Annotated in this window: 21 protein-coding genes; 9 read left to right on the top strand and 12 right to left on the bottom strand. The window is 70.9% G+C overall.

Annotated features, from left to right (window positions below):
- Positions 1–73: 73 nt before the first annotated feature.
- Positions 74–1,288, bottom strand: coding sequence for a hypothetical protein (locus tag O7616_RS22505; RefSeq protein WP_282303800.1), 1,215 nt, complete (start codon positions 1,286–1,288; stop codon positions 74–76).
- 174 nt (positions 1,289–1,462) lie between these two features.
- On the opposite strand from O7616_RS22505, the gene O7616_RS22510 reads away from it, so the two are divergent.
- The 3 genes from O7616_RS22510 to O7616_RS22520 all read left to right on the top strand — a co-directional run bounded on the left by O7616_RS22510 (position 1,463) and on the right by O7616_RS22520 (position 4,122).
- Positions 1,463–3,022, top strand: a complete 1,560-nt coding sequence (locus O7616_RS22510; protein ID WP_282303801.1) for an NAD(P)/FAD-dependent oxidoreductase — start codon at positions 1,463–1,465, stop codon at positions 3,020–3,022.
- Between the two features lie 117 nt (positions 3,023–3,139).
- A complete protein-coding gene (locus O7616_RS22515; RefSeq protein WP_282303802.1) occupies positions 3,140–3,658 on the top strand; it encodes a sigma-70 family RNA polymerase sigma factor in 519 nt (172 codons plus the stop codon).
- Complete coding sequence (locus tag O7616_RS22520; RefSeq protein ID WP_282303803.1) at positions 3,655–4,122, top strand: hypothetical protein; 468 nt, start codon at positions 3,655–3,657, stop codon at positions 4,120–4,122. Before O7616_RS22515 ends, O7616_RS22520 begins: the two co-directional genes overlap by 4 nt.
- Positions 4,123–4,127: 5 nt before the next feature.
- Here the strand turns inward: O7616_RS22520 and O7616_RS22525 are convergent, their stop codons facing one another.
- Complete coding sequence (locus tag O7616_RS22525; RefSeq protein ID WP_282303804.1) at positions 4,128–4,625, bottom strand: YcxB family protein; 498 nt, start codon at positions 4,623–4,625, stop codon at positions 4,128–4,130.
- 77 nt (positions 4,626–4,702) lie between these two features.
- Here O7616_RS22525 and O7616_RS22530 point away from each other — a divergent pair, with 77 nt between their 5' ends.
- Together O7616_RS22530 and O7616_RS22535 are read left to right on the top strand one after the other, a co-directional pair.
- Positions 4,703–5,626 (top strand): PaaX family transcriptional regulator C-terminal domain-containing protein, encoded by a 924-nt coding sequence (locus O7616_RS22530; protein WP_282303805.1) that lies wholly within the window; start codon positions 4,703–4,705, stop codon positions 5,624–5,626.
- A gap of 172 nt (positions 5,627–5,798) precedes the next feature.
- Positions 5,799–7,001, top strand: a complete 1,203-nt coding sequence (locus O7616_RS22535) for a cellulose binding domain-containing protein (protein ID WP_282303806.1) — start codon at positions 5,799–5,801, stop codon at positions 6,999–7,001.
- Positions 7,002–7,059: 58 nt separating this feature from the next.
- Here O7616_RS22535 and O7616_RS22540 read toward each other — a convergent pair whose 3' ends face one another.
- The 4 genes from O7616_RS22540 to O7616_RS22555 form a co-directional block, all read right to left on the bottom strand.
- Positions 7,060–7,647 (bottom strand): hypothetical protein, encoded by a 588-nt coding sequence (locus O7616_RS22540; RefSeq protein WP_282303807.1) that lies wholly within the window; start codon positions 7,645–7,647, stop codon positions 7,060–7,062.
- Positions 7,648–7,704: 57 nt separating this feature from the next.
- On the bottom strand, positions 7,705–8,613 hold the full coding sequence (locus O7616_RS22545; RefSeq protein WP_282303808.1) for a hypothetical protein: 909 nt from the start codon (positions 8,611–8,613) through the stop codon (positions 7,705–7,707).
- A 398-nt stretch (positions 8,614–9,011) separates the two neighbouring features.
- A complete protein-coding gene (locus tag O7616_RS22550; RefSeq protein ID WP_282303809.1) occupies positions 9,012–9,488 on the bottom strand; it encodes a hypothetical protein in 477 nt (158 codons plus the stop codon).
- Between the two features lie 84 nt (positions 9,489–9,572).
- The gene (locus O7616_RS22555) at positions 9,573–10,394 is read right to left on the bottom strand and encodes an SAM-dependent methyltransferase (RefSeq protein ID WP_282303810.1); all 822 of its coding nucleotides are present in this window, start codon (positions 10,392–10,394) and stop codon (positions 9,573–9,575) included.
- Between the two features lie 177 nt (positions 10,395–10,571).
- On the opposite strand from O7616_RS22555, the gene O7616_RS22560 reads away from it, so the two are divergent.
- Positions 10,572–14,033 (top strand): ThuA domain-containing protein, encoded by a 3,462-nt coding sequence (locus O7616_RS22560; protein ID WP_282303811.1) that lies wholly within the window; start codon positions 10,572–10,574, stop codon positions 14,031–14,033.
- Between the two features lie 166 nt (positions 14,034–14,199).
- A complete protein-coding gene (locus O7616_RS22565; RefSeq protein ID WP_282303812.1) occupies positions 14,200–14,736 on the top strand; it encodes an AAA family ATPase in 537 nt (178 codons plus the stop codon).
- A gap of 58 nt (positions 14,737–14,794) precedes the next feature.
- Here the strand turns inward: O7616_RS22565 and O7616_RS22570 are convergent, their stop codons facing one another.
- Positions 14,795–17,854, bottom strand: a complete 3,060-nt coding sequence (locus O7616_RS22570) for a S8 family peptidase (RefSeq protein WP_282303813.1) — start codon at positions 17,852–17,854, stop codon at positions 14,795–14,797.
- Positions 17,855–18,167: 313 nt separating this feature from the next.
- On the opposite strand from O7616_RS22570, the gene O7616_RS22575 reads away from it, so the two are divergent.
- Complete coding sequence (locus tag O7616_RS22575; RefSeq protein ID WP_282303814.1) at positions 18,168–19,130, top strand: DUF4034 domain-containing protein; 963 nt, start codon at positions 18,168–18,170, stop codon at positions 19,128–19,130.
- Between the two features lie 173 nt (positions 19,131–19,303).
- Positions 19,304–19,885, top strand: coding sequence for a GNAT family protein (locus O7616_RS22580; protein WP_282303815.1), 582 nt, complete (start codon positions 19,304–19,306; stop codon positions 19,883–19,885).
- 6 nt (positions 19,886–19,891) lie between these two features.
- Here O7616_RS22580 and O7616_RS22585 read toward each other — a convergent pair whose 3' ends face one another.
- The 5 genes from O7616_RS22585 to O7616_RS22605 form a co-directional block, all read right to left on the bottom strand.
- Complete coding sequence (locus tag O7616_RS22585; protein WP_282303816.1) at positions 19,892–21,052, bottom strand: hypothetical protein; 1,161 nt, start codon at positions 21,050–21,052, stop codon at positions 19,892–19,894.
- Positions 21,045–21,848, bottom strand: coding sequence for a sugar phosphate isomerase/epimerase family protein (locus O7616_RS22590; protein WP_282303817.1), 804 nt, complete (start codon positions 21,846–21,848; stop codon positions 21,045–21,047). Before O7616_RS22590 ends, O7616_RS22585 begins: the two co-directional genes overlap by 8 nt.
- A 116-nt stretch (positions 21,849–21,964) precedes the next feature.
- On the bottom strand, positions 21,965–23,140 hold the full coding sequence (locus tag O7616_RS22595) for a dihydrodipicolinate synthase family protein (RefSeq protein ID WP_282303818.1): 1,176 nt from the start codon (positions 23,138–23,140) through the stop codon (positions 21,965–21,967).
- Entirely contained in the window at positions 23,137–24,288 is a 1,152-nt protein-coding gene (locus O7616_RS22600) for a Gfo/Idh/MocA family oxidoreductase (RefSeq protein ID WP_282303819.1), read from the bottom strand. Before O7616_RS22600 ends, O7616_RS22595 begins: the two co-directional genes overlap by 4 nt.
- Before the next feature lie 38 nt (positions 24,289–24,326).
- Positions 24,327–25,121: an ABC transporter ATP-binding protein gene (locus tag O7616_RS22605; RefSeq protein ID WP_282303820.1), complete on the bottom strand. Its 795-nt coding sequence runs from the start codon at positions 25,119–25,121 to the stop codon at positions 24,327–24,329.
- Positions 25,122–25,124 lie beyond the last annotated feature (3 nt).

Below are 25,124 nucleotides of genomic sequence, written 5' to 3' on the forward strand. Positions count from 1 at the left end.
GGGCCCCGCGACGGCACTCCCGCGCCGGGGAACGCCGGCCCAGAAGACCACCGCCTGCCCGGCGTTCGGCCCATCAGATGATCATGTGGGTCCAGTAGCTGAGCCAGAGCACGAACAGCACGCCCTGCACCACGGCGAGCGTCACGGTCAGCCATACGTCGACACCGGCCTGGCGGGCCCAGCGGGCCAGCACCAGCGCCACCGGGAACGCGGCGAGCAGGTAGCGCAGCAGGCTCTTGTACACCGCCGGGCCCATCGACAGCGGCACCAGCACCATGAGCACGCCGTACACCAGGTAGGGCAGTTCCCGACGGCGGAACCCGGCGGCCAGCACGACCAGCACGGCCACGGCGAACCAGACCCGGGCGGCGTCGCGCGGCTCTCCGACCAGCCCGTGCCACAGCACCGGGATCGGGTTCTGCACCCGGATCCCCCACCCGGTCTCCTGGGCGTGCTGGTAGGCGAACCAGTCGCCGCCGCGCCACCGGCAGTACGCCATGAAGGTGAACCATCCGGCGGGAAGCAGCAGCAGCGGCCAGCCGATCCGTAGGTAGCCGAGCAGGGCGCGCGGACCGAGCCGCCAGTCGTGCTGGCGCAGCAGCACCAGCGCCAGCGGCAGCGCCACGAGCAGGCCGACGGACCGGCTCATCGCCAGGAAGTAGCCGATCACGCCGACGAGCAGCCAGCGGCGCCGTTCGGCGTGGTAGAAGGCGGCCAGGGCGAGACAGACGAACAGCGACTCGGTCAGCGCGGCCTGGAACAGGAACGCGGTCGGCAGCAGCACCAGGTACCTGGTGAACCGGCGAGCCGAGTCCGCGTCACCGAGCAGCAGCTCGGCGAGTCGGTAGCCGTACCAGAGGGCCAGCAGGAAGGCGACGTTGCTGATCAACAGCAGGGCGAGCGCGGTGTCGCCGCCGAGCAGCGCGCCGACCGGGCGGGCCAGGAACGGGTACAGCAGGGGGAAGCCGAAGTCCCGCCACGGCTCGGTCAGGGGCAGCTCGCTCAGCCGCAGGTAGAGCAGCGAATCCCAGGCGAACCAGAAGGAGATCCAGCGGTGCCCGGAGATGTCCCGCTGCTGGGCCCACATCAGCGCCTCGTCCGCCGGGGGCGCGCCGGGGATGCCGTCCCAGGCGTGCAGGACCAGCAGACCGAGCAGGGTGAGCAGCAGCTTCGCGCCGAGAAACAGGCTGATCACGTACGCCCAGGGCGGCGGCACCCGACGGGCCAGCCGGGCCGCGCCGTGGCCGGCCGCGACCAGCGTGGCCGCGCCGCCTCGCCACCGGTGCATCCGCCCCGCTCCCCCGGTCCGCCGGCCCACCCGCCGCGCGGGGGTGTCGCCCCTCCCGTTGTACGCCCCAGGGCGGCCCGCCGACGCGAAAACCACCCAGACAAGGGTGACAATCCTCGCAGAACGGGTACGCGCGGCGCCTCAACCATGACGGTGGGCAGGGAGCACGGCACCATGAGCGAGCAGCACGGCACAGTGGTCATCGGTGCGGGGCCGGCCGGGCTCACGGCAGCGTACGAGCTGCTCCGGCACGGTCTGCCGGTCCAGGTCTTCGAGGCCGACGAGGTGGTCGGCGGGATCAGCCGGACCGTGGAGCGCGACGGGTGGCGGTTCGACATCGGCGGGCACCGGTTCTTCACGAAGGTGCCCCGGGTGGAGGCGTTCTGGCACGAGATCCTGCCGGACGAGGACTTCCTGACCCGGCCCCGAATGAGCCGGATCTTCTACCGGGGCGCGTTGTTCGACTACCCGCTCAGCGCCATGAACGCGCTGCGCAACCTGGGGCTGCCGGAGGCCGCCCGCTGTCTCGGCTCGTACGCCCGGGCCCGGCTGCGTCCACCACGGGACCAGTCACACTTCGAGGGCTGGGTATCGGCCCGCTTCGGCTGGCGGCTGTACTCGATCTTCTTCAAGACGTACACCGAGAAGGTCTGGGGGATGCCGGCGGACCGGTTGCAGGCCGACTGGGCCGCGCAGCGGATCAAGAACCTGTCGCTGGCGACGGCGATCCGCAACGCCCTGCTGCCCAGCCGTCGGCGCACCGACGTGACCAGCCTGATCGAGCAGTTCCAGTACCCGAAGTTCGGGCCGGGCATGATGTGGGAGCGCTGCGCCGAGCAGGTCCGCAACCGTGGCGGTCACCTGTCGACCGGCAGTTGGGTCACCGCCGTACACCGGGATCCGAAGCGACGGCGGGCCGTCAGCGTGACCGTCGACGGCGCGGGCGGGCAGCGGACCCAGTCGGCGGATCACGTGATCTCGTCCATGCCGATCTCGGAGCTGGTGGCCGCGATGCGCCCGCCGGCGCCCCCGGAGGTGCTGGCCTGCGCCGCCGACCTGCGCTACCGCGACTTCCTGACCGTCGCGCTGGTGGTGCCGGCGGAGTTCTCGTTCCCGGACAACTGGATCTACGTGCACGACCCGGGAGTGCGGGTGGGCCGGATCCAGAACTTCGGCTCCTGGTCGCCGTACCTGGTCAAGGACGGCCGCACCTGCCTGGGCCTGGAGTACTTCGTGTTCGAGGGCGACGACATGTGGCGTACCCCCGATGCCGAGCTGGTGGCCCTCGCGACCGCGGAGCTGGAGCGGTTGGGGTTGGTCCGACCCGGCGTGGTGGAGGCCGGCTACGTCGTGCGGATGCCGAAGGCCTACCCGGTGTACGACGAGCGCTACCAGCACAACGTCGACGTGATCCGGGCCTGGCTGGCCGAGGCGGTGCCGAACGTGCACCCGGTGGGCCGCAACGGCATGCACCGCTACAACAACCAGGACCACTCGATGCTCACCGCGATGCTCACCGCCGAGAACATCGCCACCGGCAGTACACACGACGTCTGGTCGGTGAACGTGGAGCAGGACTACCACGAGGAATCCGGCGGCGGCGACGGCCACCGGGGCACCGGTCGGGACGCGCCGGTGCTGCCCAGCCGCATCGTCACCGCTCCGATCACGGCACCCGTCGGGGTCCGGGCCGACGACGACGGCGGCCGGTCCGCCCAGGTGCCGCTGGCCTGACGAGGGTACGCCGCCGAGCGGTCCCACCCGGGTCGCCGACGCCGCGCCCTGCGATCGTGGTGGCCGGACGTGAACCTGCCGGGCCCTCACGCCGACTGAACAGGCGAAGGAGGGCCGATGAGCGATGAGTTGCTGGTGGTCCGCTGTCAGCTCGGTGAGCGGGAGGCGTTCGCCGAGCTGGTGCAGGGCTGGCATCCGGCGGTCGAGCGGTACGTCGGGCGGATGCTCGGCGGGTCCGACGACGACGTGGTGCAGGAGATCTGGTTGGCGGTCTTCCGGGGCCTGCCGAAGCTGCGGCAGCCGGACCGGTTCGCTCCGTGGCTGTTCGCCATCGCCCGCCGGGCGGTGATGAACCGGCTGCGGGATGCGTACAGCCGTCCGGAGCCGGAGCCGATCGACGACCTGCCGGGCGACGACGAGGCGGAGGAGATCGTCAACCGGGAGACGCTGGCGGGCGCGCTGGCGGCGCTGCCCGCCCGGGAACGGGAGCTGCTCCTCCTCTTCTACCTCGAGGATCAGTCGCTGGAGGCGTGCGCGCAGATCTGCGCCGTACCGGTCGGCACGGTCAAGTCGCGGCTCAACCGGGGCCGCAGGTTGTTACGCAACGAGCTGGTCCGGAAGGGGTACGAGGCATGACGCCGGAAGAAGTGCTGGCGCGACTGGACGCGCCGCTGTCGCTGCGTCGACGGGTCGGTTACTCGGCCGTGGCTCTCGCCGGTCTCACCGGGAGCGCCCTGATCAGCCTGCTCTGGGCCACCGAGCCCGGGTTACCGCCGCGTACGGCGGTGGCCTTCGCGGTCCTGGTGGCGATCGGGCTGTGCTGGGCGGTGTTCGGCGCCTGGGCGGTGACCCGGAGGACCTCGTTGTTCGCCCGGGACCGGGTGGTCGCCGGATGGCTCGGCCTCGGCGCGTGGCTGGTCTTCACCGTCGGCGCGTTGGTCATCACCGTGCCGCGACACCGGCTCGCACCGTCGCTGCTGGCCGTCGTGCTCACGCTGGGCGTGGTGGCGGTGGTGAACCTGTGGGCGGCGCGCCGGGCGAGGGCGGCGCTGCTGCGCCGTCGGGACGCGCTGGTCGGGGCGGCGACGCGCGACGAGTGACCGGGTCAGCGCGGCTTGAGCAGGCCGCGCTCGGTCAGGTGGATACGCAGCGTCTCGGCGTCCTCGGCGGTCAGCAGCCAGCGGGGGATCACGGTCGCCGGCATCCGGTCGACGTACACGATCCAGAAGTCCCGGGTGTCCTCCACCCGGGTGACCCCGTCCCAGGCGATGCCGCCGGACTCCGAGCCGCTGCGCATCATGATGTTGTCGTCGGTGATGTCGTAGGAGCCGTCGACGGCGTACCCGCCGGACCGGCGGCGGGCGCGCCACCGCACCCACGGCAGGAAGAGCATCGACAGCACTCCGGCGAGGACCAGGGTCGTCCACAGCGAGGTGAGCCGCTCGCCGGTCGCGGAGCCCCGCGAGACGGCGAAACCGATCACCCCGACCGCCGCCAGCACCGCGCCGATATAGCGGAACCTGCGCAGCCGGACACCGCCGAGCGCGGCGGCCACCCGGCCGGGATAGGCGGGATCGGCTGGTACGTCGAAACGGATGTGCACGCCGAAACGATAGTGCCCCCGAAGCGACTGGACATTCGCCCGCCCCTTGTCACCGCCCGGTGAGGCAGTCTGGGATGGTGAGCGTCCACCAGCGCGCCGACGACGTCCGGGTGCCCCGGGCCCAGGTCGGGTCCAGTCCGCAGCACCTGCTGGCGACGGTGCTCGGCGAGTATCTCGACTCCTCGGACGCCCACCTGCCGTCGGCGGCGGTCATCGCGATCCTGCGGGAGTTCGGAGTCAGCGAGGCCAGCGCCCGTTCCGCGCTGTCCCGGCTGGTCAAGCGTGGTCTGATCGCGACCCGGGGCAACGGGCGGCCGCCGGTCTACCACCTCACGCCGGGGGCGATCGCCCGGCATCGCTCCCGGATGCGGCACTTCCTGACCTTCGGCGCCCACCCGCCGCGCTGGACGGGTGACTGGGTGCAGGCGTCCTTCTCGATCCCGAGTTCCGGCCAGGCGTTGCGGCACGCGGTCCGCAGGTCGTTGAGCGCGCTGGGGTTCGTGGGCCTGTACGACAGCGTGTGGATCCGTCCGGGCTCCGACGCCACACCGGCGCGGGAGGCGCTGGACGACCTGCTGCACCACGAGGCCGGCGCGCGATGGTCGATCATGCACGTCCGGTTCGACGAGGAGTCCGGGCCACACGGCCCGGCCTCCGCATACGACCTGGCCGCGCTCGCCTCGGCGTACTCGGATTTCGTCGAGCGGTACGCGCGAGTGCGGACGGCCGCCCGCGACGGGACGCTGGACCCGGCCGGGGCGCTGGTGGCGCGGACCTCGGCGATGGACTCCTGGCGCAGGTTCGCCGACATCGACCCGGACCTGCCCGAGCATCTGCTGCCGCAGCCCTGGCCTCGCCGGCAGGCCAGGGAGACCTTCCTGGACATCCACTCCGCGCTCGGTTCGCCGGCCCAGGCGCGTCTGGTCGAGGTGGCCACTCCGCACTGGCCGGACGCCGCCTCGTGGATCACGCACTTCCAGGCTTCGAGCCGTTCAGATTGACACTTATCGTTGCGACGGTGATAGTAACTGCACACAGCTCCCGTCGGATCGCCGGGTGGTGGACCCCGCCCACCTCCACCCGGCCCGCGGCCGGCGCCGACCACAGGGGTCGTGGCGCAGACGGACGACCGCCGCCGTCGGGAGCACCGCCGCGACACCCGCTGGAGGGCGAATGAGAAGGAAACCGAAGATCTACGTGGCCCTGGCGGCCATCCTCGTCCCGGTCACCTCGCTGATGATGGCGCTCGGCGTGGCACCGGCCAGTGCGGCGGTCGGCGGCTCCGGGCCCTACCCCGCCGACTACGAGACCTCGGCCGGCCTGGCGAACCACACCATCTTCCGGCCCCAGACCCTGCCGGCCGAGCGCCTTCCCATCGTCGTGTGGGGCAACGGCGGCTGCTCCGGCAACGGCCTCTCCCAGGGCAACTTCCTGCGCGAGATCGCCTCCCACGGTTTCCTCGCCATCGCCAACGGCGCCCCGAACGGCTCCGGCTCCACCACGTCGCAGATGCTCACCCAGTCCATCGACTGGGCCTTCGCGGAGAACTCCCGGCAGGGCAGCAAGTACTACAACAAGATCGACACCACGAAGGTCGCCGTCGCCGGCTTCTCCTGCGGAGGACTGGAGGCGTACGCCGTCTCCAACGACCCGCGCGTCACCACGACCGGCATCTTCAGCAGCGGCCTGCTGAACGACGCCGACGACTACCAGCTCCGGAGGCTGACCAAGCCGATCGCCTACTTCGTCGGCGGGCCCAGCGACATCGCCTACCCGAACGCCATGGACGACTGGGGCAAACTGCCGGCCGGACTGCCCGCTTTCATGGGCAACCTGAACGTCGGGCACGGCGGCACCTACGACCAGACCAACGGCGGCGAGTTCGGCCGGGTCGCGACGCTGTACCTCAAGTGGCGCCTCAAGGGTGACAGCACCGCCGGTGCCAACTTCGTCGGCCCCAACTGCGGCCTGTGCCGCACCCAGTGGACCGTGCAGCAGAAGAACCTGACGCTCGACGACACCCCGCCGCCCACGACGCCGCCGCCCACGACGCCGCCGCCGACGACCCCGCCGCCCAGCGGTGGCGCCTGCACCGCGGTCTACGCCGTCCAGGACCAGTGGAACGGCGGATTCGTCGCCAACGTCAGCGTCACCGCCGGCACCGCCGCCCTCACCGGCTGGCGGGTCACCCTCACCCTGCCGAGCGGAGCGGCGGTCACCTCGCTGTGGAACGGCGTCGCCAGCGGCAGCAGCGGCACCGTCACCGTCGCGAACCAGAGCTACAACGGACGCCTGGCCGCCGGTCAGGGCACCAGTTTCGGATTCCAGGGCACCGGAAACGGCAGCGGCACCACCGCCACCTGCACCGGAAGCTGACACCCCTCGGCGGGCCGGCGCACCGACGCCGGCCCGCCGAGAGCGGTCCGCCGGCCGGTCAGTGACCCCGGGGCGACGCCACGTCCGTAGCCGTGGCGGGCTTTCGCCTCATCATCCACTCGACCGGCCAGACGCCATCCGTCAACCTGGCGTCCGGAATGTTCAGACTCTGCCGGGCTGCCGCATAGAATTCGGTACGCGCGCGGCTGGCATCGGCCACCGCCCTCTCCCAGCCGTCGGCATCGGCTTCCTCGATCCAACCGTGCGCGTACCACTCCATGAGCCAAACGCTCCGGTGCCAGGTTCGCGCCGCTTCCACGGTCGCGGGATCGCCCAGCAGGAGGACGTGCTCCCAGTCGCGCTCCCGCTGGGCCGCGGCCGCTTCGAGCTGCGGCAAGCCGTCCTCAGGGGACAACGCAGGGGTTTGCGCATGCAGACCCCTGCCTGCGGCGATTCTGTTCGACAACTGGTAACAGGCCTTGATGGCGCGGCCGTAGCCCGCGTAGGCCGCGGAACGCTGCTCGAACAGCTTCGCCGCGTGGTCACGGCGAAACCGGGCCCGGTCGTTCAGCCCGGTGCCCAGGAACGAGAGGACCGCGCCCGCGAGAACGGCTCCCACCGTGAGGAGCTGTTGAGTCACATTCATCGGGATGCTCCCCTCGTCGGCGGTCCTCAGGGTGGCAGGCGGTGTCGAACGCAAGCCCTACCCTCTGTCCGGCTTCCGTCTGCGGCGCCGCTTCCTCAACGCCCGAAAAGAGCCCGCCTGCCGCTCGACCGGATCAACACCCGACCCTTCCGTGGCGGCCCGATCGCCGCGTGCCCGCCGATACGACAAATAGGCGATGATCGTGCCGGCGAGCGCCGCTATCCCCGTACCCGCGCCAACCGCGAACTTGTTCAGGGCGGACACGATCACGTCGGTGCGGTTCCGAACCGTGTCCATTACCTCCACATCAAGATCAAAGAATCGGGTGGGGAACAGCGAAACGTTACTGTCGCCCCGCAAGCTGGACACGCTGATCTGCAAATGCAGCCGCCCTGGCTCCTTGCCGACCAGCACTGACCACCGCCACTCGGCGACATCCCCAGGTTCGGCGATGACTTGCTCCGTCGGGCTGAGGGCTCTGACCGTCGCGCCGACGCCGTACCAGGTCAGTTCCGTCTGCACCCGGCCACCCACCGACACGCTGCCCAGATCGCGGATGTCAGACGGAAGGATCGAATCCGGCCGCCGGTCGCTGTCCGTGGGCGGCGCGCTAGAGCAGGGGGCTTTGCTGGGTGCACACACAAGCATGGAGATGGGGAACGACTCGCCAACTTCCGCCTGCTGCCGCAGCCGGGCGGAGGCGTTGCCGTTGTAGAGGGCCGCACGGTCGGTGACGAGAGAGCTCATGTACTCGTCCTGCTCCGACTCAGGCTTAACTTCGATGTGGGTATTCTGCTGGTCCGGGCCCTGCGAGTGCACTGCAACGCCACTGGACGGAAAGTCGGCCCCCGAAAGAGGTATCAGCAGCGCCCCTACCGTGCAGATGGCCAGCAGTGTGCCGATGATGGCCGCGACCATGGATATGCGGATCACGGTGCCGATCTCCCGGGCGTTGAGCTGCGCCACACGGACCTCCCTTCGCAGCCGTCGAGTCACGTTAAGTGTCAGGCGTGGTGGCGTCATCCGCCGCCCGGCGGATCCCTAGTAGACCTACGACGGTGGATCCGCTTGACCGTGCAGGGCTAGCACGAGCTTTCCCCTGAGGCGATGGTGCAGATGCGGGCGATCTGCCGGCAGTTCGCCATCAAGCAGCCGTTGATCAAGCGGCGTTCTTACCTGCGGTCGGCGTATGTGTGGGTCAGGGTGTGGAGATCACCGCCCGCGCGAACGACCGGCGGGACGGTGAGCAGGACGCGCATCCACGCCCTCCGCGAGGAACTCCGGATCACCCGCATCCCCCGCGCGTTCCCGCACTGAGGGCCGGGGCGCGTCGGCCATGGGTGGGTTCACCCGGCCCTCGCGCATCACTCCGCCAGCTCCGCCGAGCGGCGGACGTAGGAGACCGTTGCCCCGACCAGCAACACCGCGCCCAAGAAGACGTAGGTGTTGATGGCGAGACCGGCCCAGAACTCACCGGCGGAGATGTCCTGGGCCCCCACCAAGCCACCGCGACGGACACCCGTCACCATGAGCAGGTTCTCGACCATCCCCGGAACGCCCCGGGCGACGAGCAGGACGCTCCCGAACCACAGCGGCGTCAGGATCAACCACCGGGGCAGGAGTCGCGCCCATGGGCGGACCGTCGCGACGAGGACGGCCGCCCCGGCGGTCGACATCGCGATGAGGACGAGGTTGAAGATCGTGTAGGTCCTCGTGCCGCCGGGGTTGTGGGCGCTCGGATCGTCACCGGGGAGGAGCAGCAGGACCACGTGGGACACCACGAAGAAGATCAACCACGCCAGGGCCCCGTACGCCCATTGACGACGTGTGGAAACAGGCATGGGAGCACCCTCGCGCGACCGGCACGACGACGCCTCCCGCCGTCGGTGGTGCCGACTCCCCCGCCGGGGGGAACCCGGCCCCGATCAGGGCTTGCGGGCGACCGCACCGTAGATGGAGGCGTCGGCCAGCGGTGGTCGTTGCTCCGGTGGCACCTGCGGGCGCCACTCGGTGACCGGGACGATGCCCGGCTCGGCCAGCTCCAGACCGGTGAAGAAGCGGGCGAACTCGGCGCGGTCGCGGGAGACGGCGTCCTGCTTCATCCGGCCGGAGGCGAACTCGGCTTCCATCCGCTCGACGATCTCGGTGGGGATGTGGTCGGTGGTGAAGTGGGTCAGCGCCAGCCAACTGCCTGAGGGCAGCGCGTCGAGCAACCGGGCGACGTGCTCGTGCGGGCGGTCGTCGTCGGTGAGGAAGTGCGTCACCGCGATCAGCACCAGAGCCACCGGCTGGGACAGGTCCAGTGTGGCGTGCAGGTGCGGGTCGGCGAGGATCTTCTCCGGGTCCCGCAGGTCGGCGTCGAGGTAAGCGGTGGCACCGGACGGATCGCTGGTCAGTAGGGCACGGGCGTGGACCAGCACCATCGGGTCGTTGTCGACGTAGACCACCCGGGACTCGGGGGCGACGGACTGGGCGGCCTCGTGGGTGTTGTCGGCGCTCGGGATGCCCGTGCCGATGTCGAGGAACTGCCGGACACCGGCCTCCCGGGCGAGGAACCGCACCGCCCGCCCGAGGAAGGCCCGGTTCTCCCGCGCGAGGGTGCGTACTCCCGGGTAGACGGCGGCGATCTGGTCCCCGGACTCCCGGTCGACGGCGAAGTTGTCCTTGCCGCCGAGCCAGTAGTTGTAGCGGCGAGCCGGATGCACCACGCTGGTGTCGATCCGGTCCGAAGGCGATGCTGTCGTCACGTGACCTCCCCAGGTCGACCGCCACCGATCGTAGGGGAGAAACTCCGATGCGGTGACCCCGCGCCAGGAAACCGCTTGCCTCCGTGCTATTGACGCTCGTCACTGGCTGTCAGTACCGTGATGCGGGCAGCGAGAAAGCGCTTTCCGGCCCCTCACCGTCCAACAGGGAGCGCCCCCATGCCCCGAAACCTCCGTTCGCTCTGCCTCATCCTGCTCGCCGTCATCGCCGTGGTGAGCACCACCACCGCCCTGCCCGCCGAGGCCGCCCCCCGCTTCCGGGTGCTGGTCTTTTCCAAGATCACGAACTTCTACCACGACTCGATCCCGGCCGGCATCGCCGCCATCCAGCAACTCGGCACCGCGCACAACTTCGAGGTCGTCGCCACCACCGACGCCGCCGCGTTCACCGACGCCAACCTCGCCACCTTCGACGCCCTGGTGTTCAACAACACCAACTCGCTGCCGACCTCGGGTGACCTGCTCAACGCCAGCCAGCGGGCCGCGTTGCAGACCTTCATCCGCAACGGTGGCGGCTGGGCCGGCCTGCACGCCGCGTCGGCGAGCGAACGTGACTGGCAGTGGTACGAGGGCCTGGTCGGCACGATCTTCGACTACCACCCCGACTTCTCGTCCACCGGCGGCACGTTCCCCGGCCGCGTCAAGGTGCTCGACCGGGCACACCCCTCCACCCGCAACCTGCCGGAGCTCTGGGAGCAGAGCGAGGAGTGGTACAACTGGCGGACCAACCCGACCGGCAACGTGCACACTCTCGCCCAGATCAAGGTGCGGGACGGGATCAACGGGCTGGACGAGGGCGTCGACCACGCGTACTCCTGGTGTCAGCGCTACGACGGCGGCCGGTCCTGGTTCACCGCCGGTGGGCACGCCAGCGCGCAGTTCAGCAGCGCGACCTTCCTGGAGCACCTGCGCTACGGCATCGAGTGGGCCGCCGGCGCGGTAGCCGGCGACTGCTCGGCCACCAAGAGCAGCAACTTCGAACGGGTTGGTCTGGTCACCGAGAACCTGGCCGACCCGTTCGAACTGGCCGTCGCCCCGGACCGGAAGGTCTACTACATCCAGCGCACCGGCGCGTTGAAGGTGGTCGATCAGGACACCCTCCAGGTCACCACCCTGCTGGACTTCGCGTACACCTCGGCAATGACCGACCAGTCCGACGGGCTGCTCGGGATGACCCTGGACCGCAACTTCGCGAGCAACGGCTGGATCTACCTGCTCTGGTCGGACAAGACGCTCAAACAGCTCAACCTGTCCCGCTTCACGGTCGCCAACAACAGCGTCGCGCTCTCCTCGGAGAAACGCCTGCTGACCATCCCCACCTACCGGGGCGAGGGCCGGGCCAACTCGCACATGGGCGGCTCGCTGGCGATGGACGGGGCCGGGCGGCTGTACGCGGCGATCGGCGACAACACCGACCCGTTCGCGTCCAGCGGCTACACCCCGATCGACGAGCGCTCCGGCCGCGCCGCCTGGGACGCCCAGGGCACCGCCGGCAACACCAACGACCTGCGCGGCAAGATCCTGCGGATCACCCCGCAGTCCGACGGTACGTACACCGTGCCCAGCGGCAACCTCTTCGCCCCCGGCACCGCGCGGACCCGGCCGGAGATCTACGCGATGGGCATGCGCAACCCGTTCCGGATCACCGTCGAGCCGCAGACCAACGCGGTGCTGGTGGCCGACTACGGCCCGGACGCCCGCGCCGCCGACGCCAACCGCGGCCCGGAGGGGACCGTCGAGTTCAACCGGATCACCACGGCCGGCAACTACGGTTGGCCGTACTGCGTGGGCAACAACATCCCGTTCAACGACTACAACTTCGCCACCAACACCTCGGGGGCGAAGTTCAACTGCGCCGCGCCGGTCAACAACTCCCCCAACAACACCGGCCTGACCAGTCTGCCGGCGGCGAAGTCGGCACTGGTCTGGTACGCGTACTCCGCGTCCACCCAGTTCCCGGAACTGGGCACCGGTGGTGGCGGGCCGATGAGCGGCCCGGTCTACGACTACGACCCGGCCAACACCCGCACGACGAAGTTCCCGGAGTACTTCGAGGGTAAGTGGATCACCTACGAACTGACGCGCAGATGGTTCAAGACGCTCTCGATCCACAAGACGGCGCAGACGTTCAGCAACGCGCGCTTCGGGCCGACCGCCGTCGGCGACCTCCAGTCGATCAACGGCATCTTCGGCACGATGAGCTGGATCCAGCCCTTCGAGGCGGAGTTCGGCCCGGACGGTTCGCTCTACGTCATCGACTTCGGCGAAGGCACCGGCAGCGGTCGCGGCGGCAGCAACGCCGGCGCGGGCATCTACCGGATCGACTACGTGGCCAACGGTCGACCACCGACCGCGAAGATCGCCGCCACCCCGGACAGCGGACGCGCGCCGTTGACGGTCAGCTTCTCCTCGGCCGGCACGACAGCGGGTGACGGCACCGCCCTCAGCTACGCCTGGGACTTCACCAACGACGGCACCACCGACTCGACCGCCGCCAACCCGACCTTCACGTACCCCACGGCCGGTAAGCACACCGCCCGGCTGACCGTCCGCAACAGCGGTAACGGGTTGACCGCCACCGCGGTCACCGACGTGGTGGTCGGCAACACCCGACCCACGGTGACCCTCAACGTGCCCGACGGCGGCTTCTTCGACTTCGGCGACAAGATCCCGTTCGCGGTGACGGTCACCGACCCGGAGGACACCACGATCGACTGCACCAAGGTGACGGTGCAGACGCAGCTCGGCCACGACTCGCACGCGCACCCGCTGGACGTCTACACCGGCTGCTCGGGGCTGCTCTCCACCGAGGCGGACGCCGGTGACGGGCACGGGCCGGGGCAGAACCTCTACACCCTGATCACCGCGCAGTACACCGACGGCGGCACGACCGGCGCACCGGCGTTGACCGGCTCGACCCGCGTGCAGTTGCAGCCCAAGAGCAAGGAGGCCGAACACTTCAGCGCCCAGTCCGGCGTCACCGTCAACGACCGGGCCACCGCCCGCGCCGGGAAGCGGCTCGGCGACGTCGACCACAACGACTGGATCGCGTACGGGCCGGTGGACCTGCGTAACGTCGGCTCCGTGACGCTCGGGGTGACCAACGGCGGCCTCGGCGGCACCATCGAGCTGCGCACCGGCTCGCCGACCGGCACGCTCATCGGCTCGGCCGCCATCGGCTCCACCGGCGGGTGGGACAACCTGGTCTCCCCCACCGTCACGCTGACCAACAAGCCGACCGGCACCACCACCCTGTACGCGAAGTTCGTCAACACCGCCCAGACCGGCGGCACCCCTGACCTGCTCGCATTGGACTGGCTACGGTTCAACGGCGCCGGCGTCAAACAGGAACCGGGCGGGTCGTTGTCCCTGGCCGCGAACCCGGCCAGCGGCACCGGGACACTGAACACCACGTTCACCGCCACCGCGGCAGCGCCGTCCGGGCAGAGCATCACCGACTACGCGTGGGACTTCGGTGACAACAGCGCCATCACGCACGGGGCGACGCTGCGCTCGATCGCCCACACCTACCCCCGGAAGGGCACGTTCACGGCTCGGGTGACCACCACCTACACGAGCGGGGAAACCCGCTCGATCAACCTGACCATCACGGTCAACTGACCGTCGGACGGCGACGGGCGGGGGTCCACCCCGCCCGTCGCCGCCGCTCCGGGCCCGGGGGGGGTGAGCCGACAGCCGAGATCTTGGACAGTTTCCGTTCTGGCGTAACGGAAACTGTCCAAGATCTGCGCCGCGAGCTCCTCGTCCACCGTTTTCGGGAGTCCGCATGAGCGATCGGTACGTCGTCATCACGGGTGGGCCGGGGTCCGGCAAGACCACGCTGCTCGACAGTCTTCGGCGTGCCGGGCACGCCTGTGTCGAGGAGGCGGGCCGGCAGATCATCCAGGACCAGCTCAGCATCGGCGGTCGGGCTCGACACGGCGCGGATTCGCGGCTGTACGCCGAGATCACGCTGAGCTGGGAGATCCGCTCTCACCGCCAAGCCGGCCGGCACACCGGCCCGGTCTTCTTCGATCGGGGAATTCCCGACCTGGTCGGCTACCACCTGCTGCTCGGCTGGCCGGTGCCGGATCATGTGTTCGCGGCGGCGCGGCAGTTCCGCTACCACCGGCGCGTCTTCATCGCCCCGCCGTGGCCGGAGATATACGCCAACGACAACGAGCGCCACCAGGACTTCACCGAGGCGGTACGCACCCACGACGCGATGGTCGCCGCCTACACCCAGCTCGGCTACGAGCTGACGGCCCTGCCGCTGAGCGACGTCAGCTCGCGGCATGCCTTCGTCGAACGACTGGCACTCTGATTCTGGACCCGGGCCGTGGGGCGGTGCGCGACGGCACCGCCCCACGGTTCACGACGGGCTACTCCCAGGAACCCCGCTGCGTGTAGACGAGGTTGCCGGGGATGACCGTGCCGTTGCTGTTCCACTCGGTGTACGCCCAGAAGTCGCCGTCGCCCAGCGGCTTCTTCGGCTTCAGCGTGAACCCGTACGTCAGGCCGCGCTCCACGGTGGAGGGCGCCTCCAGCTTGGCACCCGCGTACGTGGCGTTGCGACCGATGACGGCGTGCCCGAGTTGGAAGTCGACGACCGGGCCACCGGGGTACTGCGCGAACACGTACGCGGTGTAGCGCCCCGGCTCGGGCAGGAACTTGTAGGCCTGCTCCGTGCTGGTCCAGTACCTGTCACTGCTGTAGATCAGCTTGTCGCCCTTGTACAGGTACAGGTCGAGGTTCGTGTTCGGGTCGTCGGTGGTGGTCTCGACCACGATGCCCGCGGAGTTCGCCGGCACTGTGAAGTCGACCTTCTTCACTCCGGTGGCCTTCGGGTCGAAGACGCCGCCGTAGACGCCGGCCGGCATCGAGTACGACGTCCGCTGCATCGGCGTGTATCCGGTGCTGCGGCCGGCGAACGGTCCGGTGAAGCCGGGCTGCAGCGAGCCGAACGCACCGTTGGTCATCCGGCCGAACTCCTCGCCGTCGTCGGCGTACGGCCGGGGGGTGATGCCCCACGGGCGGGCGGCGACCGGGATCCGGGCGCTGTGGGCCTTGCCCTGCCAGGTGATCGACCCGGTCACGTACCGGTCCCAGGGTGCGCTGCCCCGACGCACGGTGATGGTCACCGTCGCGGAGGTTCCGGGTGCCAACGTGACCGATGCCGGGGACACGGTGACCTTCATGCCGGGCAGGCCGGACACCGACGACCGGTAGGTCTCCTTCGCCTTGCCCACGTTGGTCAGGGTGCGGGTGACGCTCACCGGCCGGGTGCCGTCGTACTCGCGCAGCGAGATGGCCGGCAGGTTGAGTTCCTTGCCGTCGGGCTGAGCCGTCTCGCTGAACGTGACCAGCTCCTTCGCCGTCGGTTGGATGACCAGGCCGGGGTCGGTGGCCTTGGCCAGGTTGATGAAGCCGCTGCCCTGCTCCAGCGGGTCGCTGGTGCCGACGGTGTCGGTGGCGGTGGTCCGCAGCGCGGAGGCGACCGTGCCCGGTGACCAGTCCGGGTGGGTGGCGCGCAGGATCGCCGCCGCGCCGGCCACGTACGGCGAGGCCATCGAGGTGCCGGAGTACGCGTCGTAGTTCCGCCCGAAGTTGCCGGCCGGCGAGACCGCCGCGATGACGTTCGATCCCGGCGCGACCAGGTCGGGCTTGAAGACGCCGAGGGTCACCTTGTCCGGGCCGGTGGAGGAGAAGTCCGCCACGCTGGGCAGGCCCGGAACGCTGGAGCCGTCACCGCCGGCGCGCACCGATGCCGTCGCGTCGGTGGGGTGACGCATCAGGTAGTTGAAGAGTTCACCGGCCTGCTTCTCGGTCGGCAGGTAGACCACCGGGAAGTTGAAGATGGAGTTGATCCGGTAGTTGCCGACCGGGTCGAACACCACCATCGCCGCCCCGCCCTTGGCCTTGATCTCGGCGGCGGAGCCGAACATGTCGGACAGCGCGCAGGCGACGACCTTGCCCTTGATCTTGGCAGGGTCGAGGCTGCCGGGCTCGCAGTAGACCGCGCCCAGGTCGGGCGAGCCGGCCTGGTCACCGAAGACCATCGGCAGCGAGTCGCCACCGGGCAGGGCGTCCAGCGAACCGCCGACGAGCTTCGTGCCGTCGCCCAGCTTGACCGTCGCCTCGTCGAGCTTCGTCACCGCCGCGCCGACAGTGGTCACCCACGGCGCCGCGTTGCTGATCGCCCCGCTCACGATGCCGGTGTTGCCCGCCGACGCCGCCACGAAGACCCCGGCCAGCGTGGCGTTGAGGAACGCGATACCGATGGGGGTGTTGGCCTCCCAGTCGCCGAGCTGGGAGCCGATCGAGAAGTTGATGACCTGCACGCCGTCGGCGACGGCGGCGTCGATGCCGGCGATGATGTCGGCGTCGTAGCCCATGCCACCCCAGAGCACCTTGTAGACGGCGATCTGGGCGTCCGGGGCCACCCCGGAGACGGGACCGAAGCGGCGACCGTCGATCGTGACGTTCGGCAGCGGCAGACCGGCAGCGGTGGAGGCGGTGTGCGTGCCGTGTCCGGACAGGTCGCGGGGGGAGAGGAACTCGCCCTCGGGCACCGTGCCGCCGTAGGCCAGCCACGAGTCGGCGAAGTACCGCGCGCCGACGATCTTGCCGTTGCAGTGCTCGGCCACGAAGGCCACACCGGTCTGGCAGGTGCCGCGCCAGTTCGCCGGGGCGGGCATCTTCTTGGCGAACGACGCGCTCTCCGGCCAGATGCCGGTGTCGAGGACGCCGATGACCATGCCCGCACCGGTACCCGGGCCGGGCTTACCGGGCTTGTCCGGCTTGCCGGCGGAATCCGCTCCCGCCGACTGGTCCAGCTCGCCAGGAGTCGGCGTGGCCGGGGCACTGGGTGCCGGGGCGCCGGGGGCCGGCGCGGTCGGCGGAGGCGTCGGGGTGCCGAGCGCCCGTGAGGCGGTGACGGCGCGGACGCGCTTGTCCGCCCGCAACGCGGTCACCTGCTCGGCGGTCAGCTTCGCGGAGAACCCGTTGAAAGCGGTGGTGTACGCGGCGGTGACCTGCACCTTCGCGGCGGCGGCGACGGCGCTGCGCTGGGCGTCGAGGTGGCCGCGGTAGGCCCGTGCCGGTGCCGACGTCACGTCCAGCCGGTCACCCGCCTGCGGGCGGGTCCGCGCCAGCCCGGCCGAGCCGCCGGCGTACGAGGTCAGGGGTTCCTCGGCCAGCTCGACGATGTACATGCCGGGACGGGTCTCGTCCGCCGTGGCCTGTTGGTCGGCAGCCTTCCTGCCGCCCGGCCGGCGGTCGGCGCCGTCGGTCAGGGTGACCTTCTTGTCGGACCCGGCGGTGAAATAGCCGGCGCCGCCGCCACCCGACGGTCCTGCGGGTGCCGCCGCCGCCGATCCCGCGACGCCGGTGATTCCGGTGACCAGGGCGAGGACCAGCGTCGGTATCGCTAGTCTTCGCACCCTGTTTCCGCTCGTGCTGGTAGCCACGAGGCTCCTTTCGATGGCTCCTTTGTGGAGCACTGTTCCGATCGCGACCCGCTCATGGGAGCGCTCCCCCACCTAAGCCGCCGATGGTTAATCGAGGGTTCGGAGAGTGTTTCGGATCGCCGGTGCGTATAAGATCACGTTCCGCCGGCCACGCCTAGATCATGTTTTGCCGATGCCGCCGGAGCAGCGACCCCGCCGACGGCGCCCACCCGCGCCTCCGCAGTGGTCACTCATGATCATTTAGTATCGGCGTCCATCGCGACGTGTGACACGGGGGTTTGGTGGCATGTGGGGATTCATGAAGCGGTCGAAGGCACCGGCCCTGGACCCGACCTATGGCGACCCGCATCGGAAGGCCCTGATCCGAGCGTTGGAGAAGCGTCGGTGGAAGTTCGCGCGGGAGCTGCTCACCATGGCCGCCGACCCGGACGAGATGGCGTTCCTCATGGAGGCGGTCGGCGGTGTCGACGGGATCCAGGACTGGATCGGAGAATGGATCGACGCCGAGCCCGACTCCACGCTCCCCGTACTGGTCGCCGGCTGCCACGCGGTGCACTGGGCGTGGGAGGCACGCGGCGGCAAGCGGGCGAAGTACACCACCGCTGAGCAGTTCAAGGGGTTCCACGAGCGGCTGCACTACGCCGAATCGTTGTTGGAGAAGGTGCTCGCCCGCGAACCCGACAACGTGACCGCCCGCACCTGGCTGGTCATCAGCGCCCGTGGCCTGGGAGTCGGGGCGGCCGAGGCCCGAGAGCGCTTCGAGGCGGTGACTCGACTCCACCCGGGGCACGTGGTCGCGCACGAGCATCGGTTGCAGTATCTGTGCGCGAAGTGGTCCGGCAGTCACGAGGAGATGTTCGACTTCGCGCGGGGTGCGGCGGCTGCGGCCGGGCCGTACAGCATCCTGCACGAGTTGGTGGCCGTCGCCCACTTCGAGAGATGGGAGGCCACCGACCTCGAAGACGGCAACGCCTACTTCGATTCGGACGAGGTCCGCGCCGAACTGCTCGCCGCAGCGGAGAGCTCGATCTTCCACCCGGACTACGTTCCCGCCGGTCCCGGCTGGGCACCGCGGCTGGCCATCTTCGCCCTGACCTTCGAGTTGGCGGAGGAGTTCGACGCGGCCGCGCACGCGTTCGCGCTGCTCGACGGGATGGTCACCGAGTGGCCGTGGCAGGTCCTCGGCGATCCGGTGGAGAAGTTCACCGCCTCCCGCGACTGGGTGGCCACGAACCGAGGTGCCGCCTGAGCGAGTGGTGTCTGACCTGCGGCCCGCCACCTCGACGACCCCGACAGGTGGCACCGTCGACGACCGGGCGACTGGCCGCGCGCCGGCAGATATGTGGTTGCTCACCCCCGTTCCCGACCGGCTAAGGTCATGCGGCCAGGCCGTGACATCCGGGAGTCCACGGGGAGAGCCCGATGATCGATCTCAGCCACAAGCCGACTCTGACCGGACGCCTGGTCACGCTGCGGCCACCGACCGCCGACGACGCCGAAGCCATGACCGCGGTCATGGCAGACCCCGACGTGGCCCGTCTGACCGGCAGTGTGACCAGCAGCGCCGATCTGGGACAGCCCCCGCCGTTGGAGCGCAGCCGCGACTGGTACGGCTCACGGGGCGCCACCGACGACCGGCTCGACCTGGTCGTCGTGGACAAGGCGACAGATCGTGTCGTCGGCGAGGTCGTCCTCAACTCCTGGGACCCCGACGCCCGCAGCGTCGACTTCCGCACCATGGTCGGGCCGGAGGGCCGTGGTCGTGGTCTGGGGACCGAGGCCGCCCGGCTCGTGCTCGGCTACGCCTTCGACCAGTTGGGGATGCACCGGGTGGGGTTGGAGGTCTTCGACTTCAATCCCCGCGCCCGGCACGTCTACGAGAAGATCGGTTTCGTCCACGAGGGCACCCGACGCCACGCCCTGTGCTTCGACGGCGACTGGGTCGACGCCCACGACATGTCCATCCTGGAGCACGAGTGGGCTGACCACCGCGGCAACTCCTGAGCGACATCACCGCGCGCCCCGACGGCGCCAGAGCACCGTGCACACCCCGGCGAGAGCGAGGCCGAGCAGCGGCGCGACACCCACGCCGGCGAGCGTGCAGGCCACCGCCAGCAGCGCCGGCGGCACCCAGCACCAGGCCGGCACCGTCCGCGGCGCGCGACCGCGTCGGCGGGCGGCGGCCTCGGTCGCCATCGGCACCACGAGCACCGGCAGCGCAGCGGCCAGAAGCGTCAGCCACGGCAGCACCAGGCGGTCGAAACGCACCACCGCCAGCAACCCACCGAGCACCGCGACGACCAGCATCGCCGCCCGCGCCGGCACCGTGGGCGCCAGGCCGCGCAACGCCAACGAACCGGAGTACGTGGTGGTCAGCGCGGCGGCGAAAACCGCCACCGCGACGAACAGGTTCGCGTACGCGGCCGGCCCCGTCCCGGCGGCGAGCAGCGCGACGACGTCCGCCTCACCGGTGCGCAACCACAGGCCGGCACCGGCGAGCACCCCGAGTAGCGCCGGCCCGATCAGCAGCCCCACGCACCAGAGCAGGTCCCGCCGCCGGGCGAGACCGACGCTGAAATCGGGTGCGCGCAACGCGAACACCGCCGCGTAGCCGATCAGCGCGGCGGCGTCGGCGAACCCACCGAAGGCGAGACGGGCAGGCGCGCCGGGCGGTGGCAGCACGGCCAGGCACCAGCCGACCAGCACCACCGCGCTGAGCGTGGTGACCACCGCGATCCGGTTGCCCAGGCGGGCCGGCGCCCAGGAGACGGCGAGGACCGCCACCTCCAACAGGCCCGGCCCCGCCCAGCCCGGCAGGTGCGTCAACGCGGCCAACGACGCCCCGCCCAGCCCGACGTTGAACCCGTTCCAGCCGACCATCGACACGGTCAACACCGCTGCCAGCAGCAACCGCGAGGTGTCACCCAGGTACGCGGGCAGCACCGCGGTCAGCGTCCCGCCATCGCCGAGCGGGCGACGCAGGCCGATCCGGCCCTGCCCCCAGAGCAGTGCCGCCATCAGCGCCCCGCCGACCAGCAGACCCGCCACCGGCACCGCCCCGCCGTGCCGGGCGGCCATCGCCGCGCCGAGCACCAGCGTGGCGGGTGCGGTGCCGATGCCCAGCCACGCGCCGACCGCCGACGGCCAGCGCCGTTCGGCAGTTTCAGACAACGTGGCGCAGGTAGCCGTCCACCGCCGCGTCCAGCACCTCGGCACCCGGGCGCGCCCACACCTCGGCGGAGAAGACCTCCACCTCGATCGGGCCGGTGTAACCGGCCGCGTCCACCGCCTCGCGCAACCGGCGCAGCTCGATGCACCCGTCGCCGGGCAGCGCCCGGCCGAGCAGCACCCCCTCCGGCAGCGGCGTCACCCAGTCGCAGACCTGGAACGCGGCGATCCACTCACCGGCCCGGGCGATCTGCGCGTACACCGTGTCGTCCCACCAGACGTGGTACGCGTCCACGACCACGCCGACCACCGACGGGTCGAACCGTTCGGCGATGTCCAGCGCCTGGCCCAGGGTGGCGATCACGCAGCGGTCGGCGGCGAACATCGGGTGCAGCGGCTCGATCGCCAGCCGCACCCCGGCCGCCTCGGCGTGCGGGGCCAACTCGGCGACGGCGTCGGCGACCCGCCGCCGGGCACCGTCGATGTCCCGGCTGCCCGGCGGCAGCCCACCGGACACCAGCACCAGCTCCGGGGCACCCACCGTGGCCGCCTCCTCGATGGCCCGCAGGTTCTCCGCGCGCCAGTCGTCGGCGGAGAAGAACCCGCCCCGGCACAGCGAGGTGACGGCGAGACCGGCGTCGCGGACCAGCTTCGCCGAGCGGGCCAACCCGTACTCGGCGACCGGCTCGCGCCACAACCCGATGCCCGGCACCCCGGCCGCCACGCAGCCGGCCACCACGTCCGGCAGCGGCCAACGCTGGGCGGTGGCCTGGTTGAACGAGAAGCGCGCGAGGCCCATTAAGCTGGTCTTCGCTCCCGACTGCGGGGCTCGCAAACCCGGCTCACTCCTCGCGCTCACTGGGCTGGTCTTCGCTCCCGACTGCGGGGCTCGCAAACCCGGCTCACTCCTCGCGCTCACTGGGCCACCCCCGCAACGGTGAAGAACGCCCGCGCCCGGGCCGCGGCCAGGTCGGCGTCCGGCAGCAGCCCGGCCGCGTCGGCCAGGGTGAGCAGGGTGGCCAGGTGCGCCGGGGACCGGCCGGACTGCGCGCCGCCGACCATGGTGAAGTGGTCCTGGTGCCCGGCCAACCAGGCCAGGAACACGATGCCCGTCTTGTAGTGCCAGGTCGGGGCCGCGAACAGGTGCCGGGCCAGTGGCACGGTCGGCGCGAAGATCTCGTCGTACGCCGCCAGGTCCCCCCGGTCCAGGGCGGCGAACGCGGCGGCGGCGGCCGGCGCGATCGCCGCGAACACCCCGAGCAGCGCGTCGGAGTGCCCCACCTCGTCGCCCCGGATCAGCTCCGGGTAGTGGAAGTCGTCACCGGTGTAGAGGCGCACCCCGGCGGGAAGCCGACGGCGCAGCGCGACCTCCCGGTCGGCGTCCAGCAGCGACACCTTGATGCCGTCCACCGTGGACTCGTGCGCCTTGATCAGCTCGACCACCGTGTCGGCGGCCGGGTCCAGGTCGACGGCACCCCAGTAGCCGGTCAACGCCGGGTCGAACATCGGGCCCAGCCAGTGCAGCACCACCGGCTCGTCGGCGGCACTGAGCAGCTCGTCGTACACCCGGAGGTAGTCTTCCGGGCCGCGCGCCGCGGCGGCCAGGTGCCGGCTGCACATCAGCACCGGGCGGGCGCCGGCCGCGCGGACGTCGCCGAGCTGTTCGAGGTACGCGGCGGTGACCGCCGCCAGGGTCGCCGGACCGGTCGGCAGCTGGTCCGTGCCCACCCCGGCGACGATCCGGCCACCCACCGCGCGGGCCTCGGCGGCGCTGCGGCGGATCAACTCCCGGGTGGCCGGGTAGTCCAACCCCATCCCCCGCTGGGCGGTGTCCATCGCCTCGGCGACCCCCAGCCCGTACGACCAGAGATGCCGCCGGAACGCGAGTGTGGTGTCCCAGTCCACGGCCGCCGGGGCACCCGGCACGTTCTCCGCCGTCGGGTCGGCGACGACGTGCGCGGCGGCGTACGCGATACGGCTGGTCGCCGGAGCGGTCGGGCGGGCGAAGCCCCCGGCGCCGGTGAGCCGGTGCCGCCGCCCGCCCGGCAGCACCACCTCGGCCGTCACCGGCGGCACCACCTCGGCCGTCATGAGCGCAGCTCCGGCACCTCGACCCGGGCACCCTCGCGGGCGGAGCGCAGCCCCAACTCGGCGAGCTGCACGCCGCGCGCGCCGGCCAGGAAATCCCAGCGGAACGGTTCACCGGCGACGACGTGCCGCAGGTACGCCTCCCACTGCACCTTGAAGCCGTTGTCGAACTCCTCGTTGTCGGGCACCTCGGCCCACTGGGCCCGGAAGTCCTCGGTGGCCGGCAGGTCCGGGTTCCACACCGGCTTCGGGGTGACCGCCCGGTGCTGCACCCGACAGGTGCGCAGCCCGGCCACCGCACTGCCCTCGGTGCCGTCGACCTGGAACTCCACCAGCTCATCGCGGTACACCCGCACGTTCCAGGACGAGTTGATCTGCGCGATGATCCCGCCGTCGAGTTCGAAGACGGCGTACGCGGCGTCGTCGGCGGTGGCCGGGTACGCCTGACCGGCCTCGTCGACGCGCTCGGGCACGTGGGTGGCGGTCACGCAGGACACCGCCCGCACCCGGCCGAACAGCTCCTCCAGCACGTAGTGCCAGTGCGGGAACATGTCGACCACGATGCCGCCGCCGTCCTCGGCCCGGTAGTTCCACGACGGCCGCTGGGCGGGCTGCCAGTCACCTTCGAAGACCCAGTAGCCGAACTCGCCGCGCACCGAGAGGATCCGGCCGAAGAAGCCACCGTCGACGAGGCGCTTGAGCTTGCGCAGACCCGGCAGGAAGAGTTTGTCCTGCACCACGCCGGTGCGTACGCCGGCCGCGTCCGCCGCCCGGGCCAGGTCGAGCGCGGCGGCGGTGTCCTCGGCGAGGGGCTTCTCCGTGTAGATGTGCTTGCCGGCCTCGATGGCCTGCCGGATCGCCTTCTCCCGCTGCTGGGTGACCTGGGAGTCGAAGTAGATCTCGACGTCGTCGCGGGCCAGCGCGGAGGTCAGGTCGGTGGTCCAGTCGGTCAGCCCGTGCCGCTCGGCGATCTCGCGGAGCTTCGTCTCGTTGCGCCCGACCAGGACCGGTTCCGGCCAGATGGTCGTGCCGTCGGCCACCGTCACGCCGCCGGACTCGCGGATGGCCAGCAGCGACCGGACGAGGTGCTGGCGGTAGCCCATCCGTCCGGTCACACCGTTGACGATGATGCCGATCGACCTGCGGGTCATGGTGTTCCTTCCGTCGTGCTGGTCGTGCCGATCCGCGCTCAGTGGTTGGCGGCCGCGCTGCCGAGCAACCCACGCAGGTCGGTGGCGAGCCGGTCGAAACGGGGATCCGACATCACCGTGGCGTAGTCGCGGTGCGCCGGCAGGTCGACCGGGAAGGTGCGGATGATCCGGCCGGGCCGGGGGCTCATCACCACGACCCGGGTGCCGAGGAAGACCGCCTCGGCGATGGAGTGGGTGACCAGCACGACGGTGGTGCCGGTCTCCCGCCAGATCCGGTGCAGTTCGGCGTTCATCTGCTCCCGGGTCAGCGCGTCCAGGGCGCCGAACGGCTCGTCCATGAGCAGCACCGGCGGGGAGTGCAGCAGCGCGCGGCAGAGCGCCACCCGCTGCTGCATGCCACCGGACAACTCGTGTGGCAGGGCCTTCTCGAAGCCGGTCAGGCCGGTCATCTCGATCAGCTCGTCGGCCCGGCGGGCCGCCTGCGCGCGGTCCATGCCGCGCATCTCGGCCTGCAGCAGGATGTTGGCCCGGGCACCGCGCCACTCCAGCAGCGCCGCCTTCTGGAAGACGAAGCCGATCTCCTTCTGCGGACCCCGCACCGGGTGCTGGAGCAGCGACACCGCGCCGCTGGTCGGCGTGACCAACCCGGCGACGATCTTCAGCAGGGTGGACTTGCCGCAGCCGGACGGGCCGACGATCGTGACGAACTCGCCGGGCTCGATGTCCAGCGACACGTCGTCCAACGCGGTGGTCTGCGACCGCCGGGAGGTGAACCGGACGGTCACCCCGGACATCCCGATGGCGGTGCCGGTGGCTGCCGGCGCGGCGGTCACCGG

It is taken from the genome of Micromonospora sp. WMMD964 (genome assembly GCF_029581455.1).
Lineage (GTDB): Bacteria > Actinomycetota > Actinomycetes > Mycobacteriales > Micromonosporaceae > Micromonospora.